This is a genomic window from Limnospira platensis NIES-39, from assembly GCF_026000695.1.
Classification (GTDB): Bacteria; Cyanobacteriota; Cyanobacteriia; order Cyanobacteriales; family Microcoleaceae; genus Limnospira; species Limnospira platensis.
Genome location: NZ_AP026945.1, coordinates 847,977 through 860,865, shown reverse-complemented (window position 1 = coordinate 860,865; position 12,889 = coordinate 847,977). Strand labels below are relative to the sequence as shown.

At 42.2% G+C, this 12,889-nt stretch carries 20 protein-coding genes and 2 pseudogenes; 6 read left to right on the top strand and 16 right to left on the bottom strand.

All coding sequences use genetic code 11. The features are described 5' to 3' along the window. Positions 1 to 632: 632 nt before the first annotated feature. From N39L_RS04520 to N39L_RS04510, 3 genes and pseudogenes are all read left to right on the top strand, one after another. Positions 633 to 857: a reverse transcriptase N-terminal domain-containing protein gene (locus N39L_RS04520; RefSeq protein ID WP_014274427.1), complete on the top strand. Its 225-nt coding sequence runs from the start codon at positions 633 to 635 to the stop codon at positions 855 to 857. A 21-nt stretch (positions 858 to 878) separates the two neighbouring features. Further along, positions 879 to 1,101, top strand: a pseudogene (locus tag N39L_RS04515) (HNH endonuclease). Beyond that, positions 1,061 to 2,452: a group II intron reverse transcriptase gene (locus N39L_RS04510; RefSeq protein WP_014274426.1), complete on the top strand. Its 1,392-nt coding sequence runs from the start codon at positions 1,061 to 1,063 to the stop codon at positions 2,450 to 2,452. Before N39L_RS04515 ends, N39L_RS04510 begins: the two are co-directional and overlap by 41 nt. 99 nt (positions 2,453 to 2,551) lie before the next feature. Here the strand turns inward: N39L_RS04510 and N39L_RS04505 are convergent. The 4 genes and pseudogenes from N39L_RS04505 to N39L_RS04490 all read right to left on the bottom strand — a co-directional run. Continuing rightward, positions 2,552 to 3,514 (bottom strand): annotated as a pseudogene (locus N39L_RS04505) (recombinase); the annotation flags it as partial. A 63-nt stretch (positions 3,515 to 3,577) separates the two neighbouring features. Further along, positions 3,578 to 4,252: a type I restriction-modification system subunit M N-terminal domain-containing protein gene (locus tag N39L_RS04500; protein WP_006616426.1), complete on the bottom strand. Its 675-nt coding sequence runs from the start codon at positions 4,250 to 4,252 to the stop codon at positions 3,578 to 3,580. Beyond that, positions 4,218 to 4,406: a hypothetical protein gene (locus tag N39L_RS04495; RefSeq protein WP_126277464.1), complete on the bottom strand. Its 189-nt coding sequence runs from the start codon at positions 4,404 to 4,406 to the stop codon at positions 4,218 to 4,220. Before N39L_RS04495 ends, N39L_RS04500 begins: the two co-directional genes overlap by 35 nt. A 47-nt stretch (positions 4,407 to 4,453) precedes the next feature. Then, positions 4,454 to 4,552, bottom strand: coding sequence for a putative type II toxin-antitoxin system PemK/MazF family toxin (locus tag N39L_RS04490; RefSeq protein ID WP_126277463.1), 99 nt, complete (start codon positions 4,550 to 4,552; stop codon positions 4,454 to 4,456). Positions 4,553 to 4,565: 13 nt separating this feature from the next. On the opposite strand from N39L_RS04490, the gene N39L_RS04485 reads away from it, so the two are divergent. Then, positions 4,566 to 4,700, top strand: coding sequence for a hypothetical protein (locus N39L_RS04485; RefSeq protein ID WP_286131331.1), 135 nt, complete (start codon positions 4,566 to 4,568; stop codon positions 4,698 to 4,700). Positions 4,701 to 4,734: 34 nt separating this feature from the next. Here the strand turns inward: N39L_RS04485 and N39L_RS04480 are convergent, their stop codons facing one another. The 3 genes from N39L_RS04480 to N39L_RS04470 form a co-directional block, all read right to left on the bottom strand. After that, the gene (locus N39L_RS04480) at positions 4,735 to 4,938 is read right to left on the bottom strand and encodes a hypothetical protein (protein ID WP_231852092.1); all 204 of its coding nucleotides are present in this window, start codon (positions 4,936 to 4,938) and stop codon (positions 4,735 to 4,737) included. A gap of 91 nt (positions 4,939 to 5,029) precedes the next feature. Next, on the bottom strand, positions 5,030 to 5,842 hold the full coding sequence (locus tag N39L_RS04475; RefSeq protein ID WP_006616236.1) for a NotI family restriction endonuclease: 813 nt from the start codon (positions 5,840 to 5,842) through the stop codon (positions 5,030 to 5,032). Then, entirely contained in the window at positions 5,839 to 6,966 is a 1,128-nt protein-coding gene (locus tag N39L_RS04470) for a DNA-methyltransferase (protein WP_006616237.1), read from the bottom strand. Before N39L_RS04470 ends, N39L_RS04475 begins: the two co-directional genes overlap by 4 nt. Before the next feature lie 322 nt (positions 6,967 to 7,288). Between N39L_RS04470 and N39L_RS04465 the strand changes: the two genes are divergently transcribed. After that, entirely contained in the window at positions 7,289 to 7,459 is a 171-nt protein-coding gene (locus N39L_RS04465; RefSeq protein ID WP_014274420.1) for a hypothetical protein, read from the top strand. A 158-nt stretch (positions 7,460 to 7,617) separates the two neighbouring features. On the opposite strand, the gene N39L_RS04460 is transcribed toward N39L_RS04465, so the two are convergent. The 5 genes from N39L_RS04460 to N39L_RS04440 all read right to left on the bottom strand — a co-directional run bounded on the left by N39L_RS04460 (position 7,618) and on the right by N39L_RS04440 (position 10,589). Beyond that, on the bottom strand, positions 7,618 to 7,749 hold the full coding sequence (locus tag N39L_RS04460; RefSeq protein ID WP_286131330.1) for a hypothetical protein: 132 nt from the start codon (positions 7,747 to 7,749) through the stop codon (positions 7,618 to 7,620). 47 nt (positions 7,750 to 7,796) lie between these two features. Then, complete coding sequence (locus N39L_RS04455; RefSeq protein WP_014274419.1) at positions 7,797 to 7,970, bottom strand: type II toxin-antitoxin system PemK/MazF family toxin; 174 nt, start codon at positions 7,968 to 7,970, stop codon at positions 7,797 to 7,799. Positions 7,971 to 8,330: 360 nt separating this feature from the next. Next, positions 8,331 to 8,480 (bottom strand): hypothetical protein, encoded by a 150-nt coding sequence (locus N39L_RS04450; protein ID WP_014274418.1) that lies wholly within the window; start codon positions 8,478 to 8,480, stop codon positions 8,331 to 8,333. 54 nt (positions 8,481 to 8,534) lie between these two features. Then, positions 8,535 to 9,857, bottom strand: coding sequence for a P-loop NTPase family protein (locus N39L_RS04445; protein ID WP_014274417.1), 1,323 nt, complete (start codon positions 9,855 to 9,857; stop codon positions 8,535 to 8,537). 18 nt (positions 9,858 to 9,875) lie between these two features. After that, positions 9,876 to 10,589: a dynamin family protein gene (locus tag N39L_RS04440; RefSeq protein WP_014274416.1), complete on the bottom strand. Its 714-nt coding sequence runs from the start codon at positions 10,587 to 10,589 to the stop codon at positions 9,876 to 9,878. A 294-nt stretch (positions 10,590 to 10,883) separates the two neighbouring features. On the opposite strand from N39L_RS04440, the gene N39L_RS04435 reads away from it, so the two are divergent. Then, positions 10,884 to 11,054, top strand: coding sequence for a hypothetical protein (locus tag N39L_RS04435; RefSeq protein WP_014274415.1), 171 nt, complete (start codon positions 10,884 to 10,886; stop codon positions 11,052 to 11,054). Here N39L_RS04435 and N39L_RS04430 read toward each other — a convergent pair. The 4 genes from N39L_RS04430 to N39L_RS04415 all read right to left on the bottom strand — a co-directional run bounded on the left by N39L_RS04430 (position 11,051) and on the right by N39L_RS04415 (position 12,384). Next, complete coding sequence (locus N39L_RS04430; RefSeq protein ID WP_014274414.1) at positions 11,051 to 11,260, bottom strand: hypothetical protein; 210 nt, start codon at positions 11,258 to 11,260, stop codon at positions 11,051 to 11,053. The genes N39L_RS04435 and N39L_RS04430 overlap by 4 nt on opposite strands. Before the next feature lie 82 nt (positions 11,261 to 11,342). Beyond that, complete coding sequence (locus N39L_RS04425) at positions 11,343 to 11,549, bottom strand: type II toxin-antitoxin system HicB family antitoxin (RefSeq protein WP_006615837.1); 207 nt, start codon at positions 11,547 to 11,549, stop codon at positions 11,343 to 11,345. Between the two features lie 49 nt (positions 11,550 to 11,598). Further along, on the bottom strand, positions 11,599 to 11,829 hold the full coding sequence (locus tag N39L_RS04420; RefSeq protein WP_006615838.1) for a hypothetical protein: 231 nt from the start codon (positions 11,827 to 11,829) through the stop codon (positions 11,599 to 11,601). A gap of 318 nt (positions 11,830 to 12,147) precedes the next feature. Then, positions 12,148 to 12,384, bottom strand: a complete 237-nt coding sequence (locus N39L_RS04415; RefSeq protein ID WP_014274413.1) for a hypothetical protein — start codon at positions 12,382 to 12,384, stop codon at positions 12,148 to 12,150. Positions 12,385 to 12,889: the final 505 nt, after the last annotated feature.

Below are 12,889 nucleotides of genomic sequence, written 5' to 3'. Positions count from 1 at the left end.
ACGCACTCGTGACCATCCTCATAACTGTTTATATGTCCCAACGTTCGGTATAGAGATATACCAAACAAGGCAGGGAACCCAAGGTCAAAACGAACTAACCCATACAAATTCCTTATAGTAAGCCCAGAAATGGATAAGTAAAGTTAGGAAATTAGGGTAACGGCGATAGCCACCCCCAATTTTGGGAATCACAACCTCAGGATTGAAGCGGGGAACGGAAAGCTCCTAGGTGTAACCCAACACCAGAACCGAGACCACTGCCAACCATCCATGATTAGGGAAACCGAATGTCCGGCTTGAACCATCGTCATTATTGAGCAGCGAAACAGGTTGATACGCTGCGCTCAAAAGAGTAAGGGGAAAAGTAGGGTAATCACTTCATCACCTACACAGACCTTTAAAAGTACCCCGGTGGATAGGACAAATCTAAAGATGGAATGCCCATATAAACGGAACGTTTTAACCCCTCTTAGGCTCTGATAATCTGGTCGAGAAAGTCAGTAGTGAAAGTGTAAGCGTAAGCCTATTAGGGGGTGAGATGTGACCAGAAGCCAACGCCCGACTGTAATGGTAGGGATATGCTAACGGGTCACGGTTTGATTGTAAAGAAATAGAGTCAAGTAGGTGTACAAATGGCGATAGCGAGTTTAAAGAAAGGATTTGGGAAATCAAAACCAATCAAGACTACGAACAACGCATGGAAGACCATCCCGTGGACTAAGGTTCAACGGAAAGTTTTCAAGCTCCAAAAGAGTATATTTCAAGCAGCTAAATCGGGACAGGACGCAAAGGTAAGAAGGTGGCAACGTCTATTGGTGAAATCATATTATGCCCGACTCTTAGCAGTGCGACTGTAGGGGCGGGTTCCACGGTCAGCCATGCTTCCCAACAGTCAGCTTAATAAACCCGCCCCCCCAAGCGGGTCAAGGCAAAAAGACGGCTGGAGTAGATGGTGTGATAGCAATATCCCCTAAACAAAGGCTAGAAATGACCGAGAAAATCAAAGAAAACCTCAAAGCAAAACCACTGCGACGGGTGTGGATTCCAAAACCTGGTAGGGATGAAAAAAGCTGGAATAGGAATACCCACAATCCAAGATAGAGCAAGGCAAGCCTTGGTTAAGTCGGCTCTCGAACCTGAATGGGAATCGAGATTTGAAAGCACAAGCTATGGGTTCCGTCCCGGACGGTCAGCCCAAGATGCAATAGCACGAATTTACTCAAGTATCAACAAGGGTGAATATTATGTACTCGATGCTGATATAGCAAAATGTTTTGACCGAATAAACCATGATTACCTACTGTCCAAAATTCATTGTCCAAGCTGCCTAAAAAGAGACCTGAAACAATGGCTCAAAGCAGGCGTGCTAGATAACGGCGTATTTGAGGATACAGAATCAGGGACACCCCAGGGAGGGGTAATAAGTCCACTCCTAGCTAACATCGCATTGGATGGCATGATTAGGTTCATAGAGACAATGTATCCAAAGAAAGCAAACAGAGCGCAGGCTACTGTTATAAGATACGCCGATGACTTTGTAGTGATATCCCCATCACTAGAAATCATTGAACAGTGCAAAACTGCTATTTCCGAACGGTTAAAACCTGTGGGATTAGAAATAAAACCTGAAAAGACTCGAATCTGCCATACGTTCAAACCTATTGAATATGAAGGCAGAACAGAGGAGCCAGGATTTGATTTTCTAGGATTCAATATCAGGCAATATCCAGCAGGAAAATATAAATCTGGGAAAACAGGGGGAATGGCAAGCCGATTAATCGGTCACAAGACCCACATTAAACCCAGCCAAAAAGCAGTTGCCCACACAGAAGTGATAAAAGGTGTAATTAAACAATTTAAAACAGCACCTCAATCAACCCTAATTAACAAACTAAACCCAATTATTATGGGATGGTCAAACTATTACTCAGGGGTAGTCTCAACAGAGACATTCACCAAACTAGATAAGACAATCTGGCAAATGTTACGGGCATGGACAGTATCAAGATGCGGAAAGGCAAGTCACGAAAAGCTAAGAAATTATTTCAGACATGGAACAATTAAACTTAGCAATGGGAAAGAAAGACACGAAAATTGGCTGTTCCAAACCAAAGATGGGTTACATCTATTCAAACACAACTGGACTCCAATTGTCAGACATACCTTAAGACGCCCTGACGCAACACTTTATGACGGAAATTGGACCTACTGGGCAAGCAGGAAAGGACGAGCAATCGATACGCCAAATAGGGTAGCAAAACTACTCAAAAAGCAAAAAGGTAGATGTACCTGGTGTGGGCAATTCTTTACCCCATCAGATTTAATTGAAATAGACCACATTGTACCTAGAAGCCAAGGCGGAAAGGATGACTATAAGAATATTCAATTATTACATCGCCATTGTCACGACGATAAAACAGCTCTTGATGAAGAGATGATGCTGTACTCTTAACAAGGAGACGGTCAAACTAGGAGCCGTATGAGGTGAAAGTCTCAAGTACGGTTTTGAATGGGAGGGGTAGACCGTGAGGTCTATCTCGACCCCTAATTAATCTCCTAATACAAGATAATTATCTTGATTATCAGGGTCTGATAGTGCTTTGATGATTACACCATCATCCGTTACATAACGTTTGGTTAGATTAACAGCAGCGGCTATTTCAGTTGGTCTCAGTCCGTACATTACTGTCATACCCGTTACCCATAAACAGCTATGTCGGGATGATTGATGTTGTGAGTTTCTGATGGTATAGGCTTCCTGTTTGGTGTTAAACCACCAATCTTTAAAGGCATTAATGCCTATACGCTGCTTAACGGTGAATCGTGTTTGTTTAGGGTTAATAGGCTCAAGCTGTTTAAGCAAATGGTCTTTGTTAGGTGATTTCTTAGCTATGGCTTTTAAGATGTAGTAACGTTCTTTAAATGTTTTGGAACCTACTAATTGTTCTCCGTTCTGTAGGGGAGTGTATAGCATAGCTTTAAAGCCCTCCCACGTGGGGTGAATATCCCAGTTAGGAAACTGGTCAAAATATACCCCTTTACTTTGATGGTAAGATGTTAAATCGCTTACGATATCGCGAGAACGTTTCCTTCCTGTGTTGCGGTTGTACCCGGCAAAATACTCATCCTCCAGTTGTTGAAATATTTCCCGGTAGGTTATCAGATTATCCTCAATCTGATTTTTCCCTAGGATGGTTTTATCGTACCAATCCCAAAATTCACTAGCGCTAGTGATAGTCCCTAGGGCTTCAGATACCAATTTAGCTTTCTTGACGCCGTCTATCACCCCTTCTGGAGTACACTCAAGGTTAGCCGTTTTGGAGCTGCGTTTCCCGGTAGGTGGTTGCTTAAACTGCAATAAGAGATTGTACCTAAGCCCTGACTTCTGGATTTTAAGGCTAACCCCCCTAGGACACTCACCCTTAAACTCCTGATAGGCTTTCAAGAATCTAGCATAGCCCCCGTCATAGTTACCCTTTCCCCCTACTGTAGGGGTATTGATATCGTTACTCATTTTTTACTCACTTGTTATCCTGCTATGGTTTTGAGTAACACCTAAGTAACGGTAGAATAGGGGTTATAGGCTATGTAGACGCATCTCCACCATCACCCGCACCACCGATCGCGGGGTGTAAAACTCGCCCCCTCGCTTGCCCTCGGACCCGGCAAACTGGCCGAGAAAATACTCATACACCCGCCCCAATACATCCCTGGCGGTGTCCTGCGCCTCCCCTAGGGCAATGTTAGAGATCAGGTCGATCAACTCCCCCAGCATTACGGCATTCAAGGCGGGGCGGGCGTATTCCTTGGGCAGAACCCCCTTCAGGGAGGAATTCTCCTTTTCGATCGCCAGCATAGCCTCATCAATCAGCTTGCCAATGGTCGGCTGCTTGGCGTTGGCTTGCGGGTGCGACCACCGCGCCGCCTGGGGCACCCAAAACACATTTTCTGCTGTATACTCATCGGAATCTTCCACGCCTTCGGGGTATTCCTCGGCTAGTTCTCGCTGTCGAGTCTCAAAGCGATCGCAGATGTGCTTGAGAAATATTAGCCCCAGGGCAACGTGCTTATAATCGGAGGGCTCCATATTGCCGCGTAACTTGTCGGCTGCCTTGAAAAGTTCCGCCTCATAACCAAGACTGGCACCATTATTTTTTGGGGATGGGGCTGATTTAGGCATAGGGACAAAAGGCGATCGTTCGTTTACTAAGGAAACATTATATGGGAAACCAATCGCCCCAATTACAAACATTCACCCGACAAAAGGCGATCGCTCCTTGAACTCCCGCCGACTTCAGCCAGTTTTCCAGAATTAAAGCTACATCAAGGAAGATACCGAATTGGGTTTTGGCGACCTTCGGCTGTAAAAATAACAACCACCTTTTCACCTGGCTTGAGCAAGTCACGGGCTTTCACAAATAACTCCTACAATATCAATAATGGCAAGGTGTGATCAAACTGTACCATGAAACTGGCAGGAAATTCCCGTCGGGTAGGCTTTCCCTTTTGTCGTCATTGGTGCAATAATCACCGTGGCAATATAACGGTTCATTTCATAGGGTGAGATGATCACACAGGGTCGTGTTTTGGGAGTTGCCCATTTTAACGATTCGGGTTCTAATCACTTTGCTGATGCTTGGATCGCCTTAAAGGCAGGATGTAACTACATTGTAACCACAAGCCAAGAAGCGGTCAATTGATGGAGCATCAGCCTGCTTTACCTGTACTTCTCCTCTAGTAGTCTACATAAGGTTCTGGGGGTTCTTCTGTTCCTAACTGAATGACTTTAATGAGGCTTTGAGTCCAGGGATGAAGCTCCGCAAAATAATTCACATTTTTTGTTGATGAATTCACGGTGAGGGTTTCCTGTTGAATTGAAGTTAACAAGCACTGGACTAAACGCCAGCGATCGCTAATTGGCAACTGCCAGACTCTCACCGATAACCTCTGTTCCGTCCGCACCAACGCAGTGTTAACTAGTCAATAAGTTACACAGGAGTAAACACAGTGTTCACTGACAACTTCGATTCTAAGGCTTTACGATTTGCTCAAGTTCAATATTCGCCTCGGCTTGAAGACCAAGGCATCTAGCAATACCCTCCACATCTGTACTTAAACGACAACCCAACGCTAACCTCAAAGAATGGTCTGGTTGCTCCGTCATTTGATAGGCATGAATATGCATAGAATCTCCTAATTGAGCTTGATGACTGATATGTGAAAAGCTAAATTCACGCTGTATATAATCTAGGAAACAATCTTGAATTACAAGAACCAGCTTTTTATTGATATGCTCAAAAGTCTCAATTTTATGATGTAGCTGTATAAGGATTGTTTTAGCTGTCATTTTCCAGTTCATACCGAAGGTCTTTTGGGATTGACTTTGGTTATCTTCTGTAGGAACTCCCAGTTCTTCAAGTAACCGTTGGCGTTCCGGCCACACAGTACCGGTTGTATCCAGCGTTTGGAGTTCAATGCCAACAAAATCCTTCACCTTATTATTTAAGGCAGATACGAGAAAATAATCCACATTCCCTCCTGGAATTGAAATTTCTGAAACCAGATGCAATTCATTTCCAGGTTCATGGTTCGTTAACAAGTGTAAGCAGTCTATGAAGATCTGTTTTCTCTCTAGCAACCTATGAGGACAAATGATGACCGGAATCGCATTTTTGCCATAGATTACTGAGCAGGTACCTATGGATATATCAGGTTGACTTTTGCGGACTTTTATACAACGCCTTTGTAAATATGGACAATGTTGCTCTCGAATAAGACTTGTCCAATCTATATGTTCGGGTTGATTTATTGAATATCCAAAAATCTCAATTATTTTACTCATAAAATTGTTTCACTTCTGGCTTTCGCTATCTCTAAGTAATGATGGGAAATATCTATCCCGCAGGACTTTCTGCCAAGTAACTGGGCTACCAACATCGTAGTTCCAGTACCACAAAAAGGATCTATAATAATTCCGTTAGGTGGACAGGTAGAAGATATGGGAATTTTACAAAGATCGACGGGATAGGGTGCAAAGTGAAGTTCTCGTTTTTGAGTATCTTCTGGAAGAATTTCCCAAACATCACTTGGCTTAGATCCTTTAGGATGATATTTCAGAAAGTAAAATCCTTTTTCTTTGAGTTCTTTGGCCCGACCAGAAACTTTCTCAGAATCAGAATGCGTGGTTCTTTGTTGCCCTCGAATAATCATCCTGAAATCAGAAATAATGCCATCAGAAACTTGACGAAGAATTTCTTCCAATGCCTGATAAGCATTGCGTTTTTCATTTTCAGATAGGTCAGTGGATAGCTCGATTTTTCGCTTATAGCGAATCCCAGTGACACCCGTCGCCGAAACAACAGAACCATTCACTACTTTCGTCTTTCTTGGTGAAGAACGAATAGAATCTATATCATAGTAATACTTTGGTGACTTCACGAAGTGAAACAGGTTTTCATGTATATTTCTCAATCTATCCTTAGAATGGTCTGGTCCTCCTTTAACTTTGTTCCAAATAACGCTATTTCTTAGGATCCAGCCTTGATTATCTGTCAAGTTCAAGGCGATACGCCACGGTAAGCCGAGCAAGTTTTTGTGGTAGTAAGAATCGCCAATGTTGAGCCAAAAAGAGCCTGTTTTCTTCAGAACTCTATGAACTTCAGAAAAAACTGAGCATAAGTTATCTACATAAGTCTTGAAATCCGGCTCCCATCCGATTCCGCCTGCGTCATATTCTCTTTTTCCCCAATAGGGTGGACTAGTCATACAACAATCGAAAGAATCACTGGGTAGCTCTTTCATGACTTCAAGAACATCTCCCAACAAAAGCAAAGGGGCGATACTTTTATTTACTCGATAATTTTCAAATTGCTCTTGAAAGTCTTGATTGACTATGAGACAGTCACCAAATAGTGGTAGCCGAAGGTTCTGTGGTGATTGTGATGGAGCATCATCCTCTATTCGCATTTTTGATCCTTGAACTTTCAAGCAGCACCAGTGCTCCTACAGGTTTTTGAACCTTTAGGGGATTCTACAACAGATAGAGCTAATGTATTAGTCCAGAGCAGCTTCAAAGTAAAGCTCAACCCAACTCCATAGTTGCAACTACTCAGTAACAGCATTTGCTGTCCCATATAAGTGTCATTCACCAATCAGGGGGCTTACCCTTTGCTACCGAGCTAGCTAACTATTAATTAGGCAGCGATTAGCAGCCTAACATACCCAAGATGTGGAAAGCTGAACCCTCCATAACTAAGCTGTGCTGGGATTTTAGCACATAAATATCGAGGTGTCAAAAATTGGTAGATTTAGCATACACAAAACTTCATTCCTCGCCCAATTCCTTAACTGGCAAGGGGTTCAGCCTTTTTTAAAGGTGGATGTTATACAGAATCAAGGGGATATGCACCTTAGCCTCAAAAAGCTACAAGCCTTTACTGCCAGGAGTTACTGTTTTTAATCACTCTGGGCAAACAATCGCCGGATCAAGGTTTCCATCTGCTCCGACTGAAAGGGTAAATTCGGATACACATCAAACCCGGAAAAGGCATTTTTATCGGCTTCCCAAACATTCATCCGACAAAAGGCGATACGGCTACCGCCACGCTCCGCGATCGCTCATTCAACTCTCGCCGACTTCAGCCAGTTTTCCAGAATTAAAGCTACATCAAGGAAGATACCGAATTGGGTTTTGGCGACCTTCGGCTGTAAAAATAACAACCACCTTTTCACCTGGCTTGAGCAAGTCACGGGCTTTCACAAATAACTCCTACAATATCAATAATGGCAAGGTGTGATCAAACTGTACCATGAAACTGGCAGGAAATTCCCGTCGGGTAGGCTTTCCCTTTTGTCGTCATTGGTGCAATAATCACCGTGGCAATATAAAGGTTCATTTCATCCTGTGAGATAATCGCACAGGGTCGTTTTTTCTTAATTTCACTGCCAATTGTGGGGTCAAGATTAACCAAAAAAACATCGAAATGCGATCGCTACCACTCCCATTCGCTTTGTTCCCAATCGGTACTGTTTATATGTGAGACTCACTTTTAATTTCACATTGTGAATCGTACAAGGTCACAATTTATGGGAATTCCATTCACTAAGTTGAGCAGTGCTTTATCGCTAACTATAGGAACTCAACGCTCTAGTTTTTTGAGTTCCTCGATATGGTTTGCTCCTCACTGTCTTAGGAGTAATGAATTGGCATACTCAGCATAAGTTCTACACTTTTTTATTTGTGCAGTTGCCTCTGGGACAATTGAGTTCAACCCACTGATAAGCGTTTTCTTCTCCTCAGCAGCAAGTTGCTGATCTTCCTGAGCCTGCTTTCAGCTATCCCTGTAGTTACTTAAATAGGCATCCAAAGAGGCAAAAAATTGATCAAACCGCTGTTGGAAATCATCATCAAGATACTTATTCAAACTTTCTTCAAGAGCAGTAATACTCGCTTGCATTGAATAATTTATTTCAGGAATCAACTCATTTAGTGAAACCGTATAATAATCTATATTCTTGTTAGGACGCTTTCGTTTTTATGTAAGACCGATTGGTATTATCCAAAGCCAATGCCACCACACTCTTTTGTGAACTGTTACTTCTTCATATCCCTGATCTATGGTTTTGGTTTGGCTTCTAATGTGAGGTCTATTAACAGATATATGGTCAGATGTATCTACAACAGGAGGGGGTAGAGAAAGGGTGATATCAAAAGATTTATTAAGACGGGTACGTGCTCTTTCAATAATGGGGTTTGTTTCTTGTTCCAAAAAACTCATTAATTTTGAACGTGCTTTCTCAACCTCGCGAATCGTTTCCTCTCGAAAGGCGACCAGAAGACTCTCTGCTCGTTGCTTGGCATAAGCAACGGCTCCATTGGCAAATTCCTCTGCTTCATCATCACTCTTAAATTCCAAGATTCCAGAACTCTTAAATTCTACGGCGTTTTTCAGTCTTTCGGAAATCCATTTAGGAAATAATTCAAAGCTACCCAGCGGAGTCGTAAAAATTTTTCTTGCTTCTATGTCTAGCCTTTGGATTAAATTAGCTTGCTCATAGTCTTCTTTGGCAAAGTAATCTTCAAGACTTATGGCTGCTGTTTCCTTTAATTTCCCAAGTAAGTCTTCAAGATTTTTTTGAAGATGATTCTTGATATTATCAACTTCTTTAAGTCGCTTACGACTCAGTTCAAGATGTTCAAGATCTTGCTCCAACGCTGCCACTTCTAACCTGAGTTTCTCTTCGTCTTTAGCAATGGCACTACTTCTTAGTATAACGTCATCTCTCAATTCTTCTAAACGTTGACGGCTAAGATTAAGTGCAGATTTGATACATCTGGGAGCAGCACTTTCCATGAGAACATTGATGGCGTTCTCCAAGAAGGGCTCAAAACCGGACTTCTTCCATAATCTCTGAGCCTTTTTTTGCAATTGTTCCAATGAACAATCTTCAAGTTCCTCTTCCCAATCAATCCCAAAAACTTGCTCTGCTAAAGCTCTTGCAGTTTTCATCTCCTCTTTTTTAATATTAGGGTGATGTTGCATTTCCGAAAGGAAACTCGCCGCACAAAAAGCCCATCTGGCGGCTACCTCAAACACCCTTCCTGCATCACTTGATTCACCCAATCCCAAATCAGCAATGACAAACTGCTTCACCTTCTCAGATGTCATCGGATCTTTTTCAGTTCTTTGATCAACCTTATTGACAAGAACATATAAATTCTCTTTCCCTAACAATCGAACAACCGGTTCAACTTGGCGCTTAATTTCCTCTGCTGCTTTGTTATTTAACTGTGTAAAGTCAAGGACAATTAGAACCATTGAACTTCGGCGTAATTGCTCTGCTACAACCGCAGACAATCTCAGGTTTTCTCCGGCTTAATTAGGTCCGGGAGTATCAACAATAACGAGATTTCCTAAGAATTTAGATTGACCAGCATCTGTGGCTTTCCAGAAAGGAGTATAGATGCAGGGAACGTCAAAATATTCTTGATTTAATGGATCTATCAACGGCTCAAGAACTGTACAAACGCGAACGATGTCATTCAAATCCGTTAATGTTTGTTTGATGCCTTCTAACCCCCCTATCTCAGACTGAATCGAGAAGCCATCTTGAATTTTCGGAATCAGTGAAGTTAAATGGGGATACTTTGCCATTTTGGTAACTGCCTGATTTAGACCGTTTGTTTTAATTTTCTGCTGTAGAGTTGAAAGAGTCCTCTTTAAACATGAAATAGTATTTGGCTTCAGCACTAAAACTGGCTGTGCTTTATCAGAACGAAGAATAATTTCCGTGGGTAACGTAGTCATGGCTGATGCCCGACTAGGTAATATATCTTGTCCAACAATCGCGTTGATAATCGTAGACTTCCCCGCCTTCATAGGAGCAACGATCGCCATGACTAACTCAAGATCTTCTACATTCTTTTTGGCATCTACAACTTCTTTTTGAAACCCGGCATACTTCTTACCTGAAGGGTCAGAAATCAACAGATTACTGGCACGATACATTAACTCTTCGATTTTCTTAAGTAGACTTATTACGTCTTGTTGCAAGTCCTCAAGATTTGGTTGTAGAAAATCTGTACTCATGATGGGTTATTAGAATCAATTGACTTAACTAGAGAAATATAGTTTGTATGATCACCATATCTTTAGGCATTTGGGTTAATTCATCCTTGCTCAAGATCTTGTGTAACTCTCTGCCAACTGGTCTAACTTAACCTGGCTGCAAAACCGACAGCATTTAGCCACGACTCCACCGAGGGCTGGCGACATAACCATTATTAATTAGGCGGCGATTAGCAGCCTAACATACCTAAGACTTTAGGAAGCTGAACCCTCCATAACTAAGCTGTGCTGGGATTTTAGCACATAAATATCGAGGTGTCAAAAATTGCTAGATTTAGCATACACAAAACTTCATTCCTCGCCCAATTCTTTAACTGGCAAGGGGTTCAGCCTTTTTTAAATGTGGATGTTATACAGAATCAAGGGGATATGCACCTTAGCCTCAAAAAGCTACAAGCCTTTACTGCCAGGAGTTACTGTTTTTAATCACTCTGGGCAAAGAATCGCCGGATGAAGGTTTCCATCTGCTCCGACTGAAAGGGTAAATTCCGATATACATCAAACCCGGAAAAGGCATTTTTATCGGATTCCCAAACATTCACCCGACAAAAGGCGATACGGCTACCGCCACGCTCCGCGATCGCTCCTTGAACTCTCGCCGACTTCAGCCATTGTTCCAGATAATCTATCAAATCGGTGTAACGGTGAAGCCGAAGGTTTCAAATACTCCGACTACCTCACGTCCGCTGAGAACAGGAAGAGTAGAGGACATGATTACGCCATTACCTCTACTTGGCAGGTTTCAATCGTTAGGGGTAGCCCACGTTCTGCACGAACTTCAAGGCAAGCGATAATTGCATATCTGATATTTTCTAGAGCTTCTGCCCTCGTTTGACCTTGGCTGACACAACCCGGAATGCTGGGACACTCTACAACCCAAACTCCATCTTCGTCACGGTCAAGTGTTACAGTCAACTTCATCAGTTTTCACCATGAAAATCTAGGAGAATATTGGTATCAATTAAAACTCTCACTGAAGGTATTTCTCCACCCGATGCTCTTCTAGCATCACAGCTACTTCTTGGTCAGTTGGTGCAGGCTGGTCTGTTTTGAGTAAGGCGCGCATTCGTCGAATTGCACCATAACGATCAGGCTTTGCACTTGGGGTATTCTGCAAGGACTCAATTATAGCACTGACCAACGCGAGGCGATCGCTCGGTGATAACTTGATAGCTTCTTCCTTCAGGTTTTGCAGTAACATAGACAGCTCCCTAAAAATCACAATCGCCCCAACTCCCCTAGATTCTTCAAGTCTAACTCAAAATCTTCTACGTCGCAGGAGTAGATGGGAATATTAAGATGCTGGAGTGGAGCTGTCGCAGATAACCTTTGATTCTTACCGATTACCTCTCAATCGGTCGGCTCCAACGCAGTGTTAGGCTTTGACTGGGGTTTAGGAGAAGCGTTTATACGAGTTAACTGACTTGGCTGGCGATCGCTTTAGTTTTTCTGTATGATGATTGTGGCCATGAGTAATGGCTACTTGACAACCCGTTATTCGTTAGGGCCACAGACAACTCTACTCCCAAGTCCTAACGGATTCTTGTGGCTTTGGCTTGATTGTGCGATCGCGTTTACCTCTTGTCCCTGGCTGTTCATTGCTAAGTATTTTGTAAATCAACTTCATCAATTCATTGTCTCTTGAGTTGACCTCTGCTATTAACTTTTGGTTTTGCTTCATCAAAGACCACACTAAAAATATCACTACCCCATCACTTCCTACCCGTAATAATTCTGGTAAAACATCAGTCGCCATAATCTTTATATTTTTGGTTTTGGATATTTAACGGAAAATAATCTTGATTTTTGGTTAAGTATTTTTCCATGTGGTTGATGTTTATCCATATAAGTTTATTATGGTCTTCTATTTCTCGCCTAAGCGTTGATGATATTCTGTTTAGCTCTTCTCTGTTTCTGTTGACTTGTACTCTAATTATTGTGTATTGAACTGATACATACCAGACCGTACTAATGAGTGAAAGTATCCAACTTATAATTACCGTAATTTTCTCAATTTCAATATCCACGACGGAATTAACTCCTCTGTTGATGTGGATTTTTAATCACATTTTACTTGGGTTAATTTCAAGACTTTGACCAGATAACGCAGATAGAATCCGAATTATCTGGCAGCTTTAAATTTTCGACCAACTAACTTTTGACGTTCGGGACAATTATACTATTTTCATACTTTTCAAAAAAAGCTAGAGTTCTTTCTAACCTCCTAAAAAATGTCCCGTCTAAACTTTCTATTACCGGCC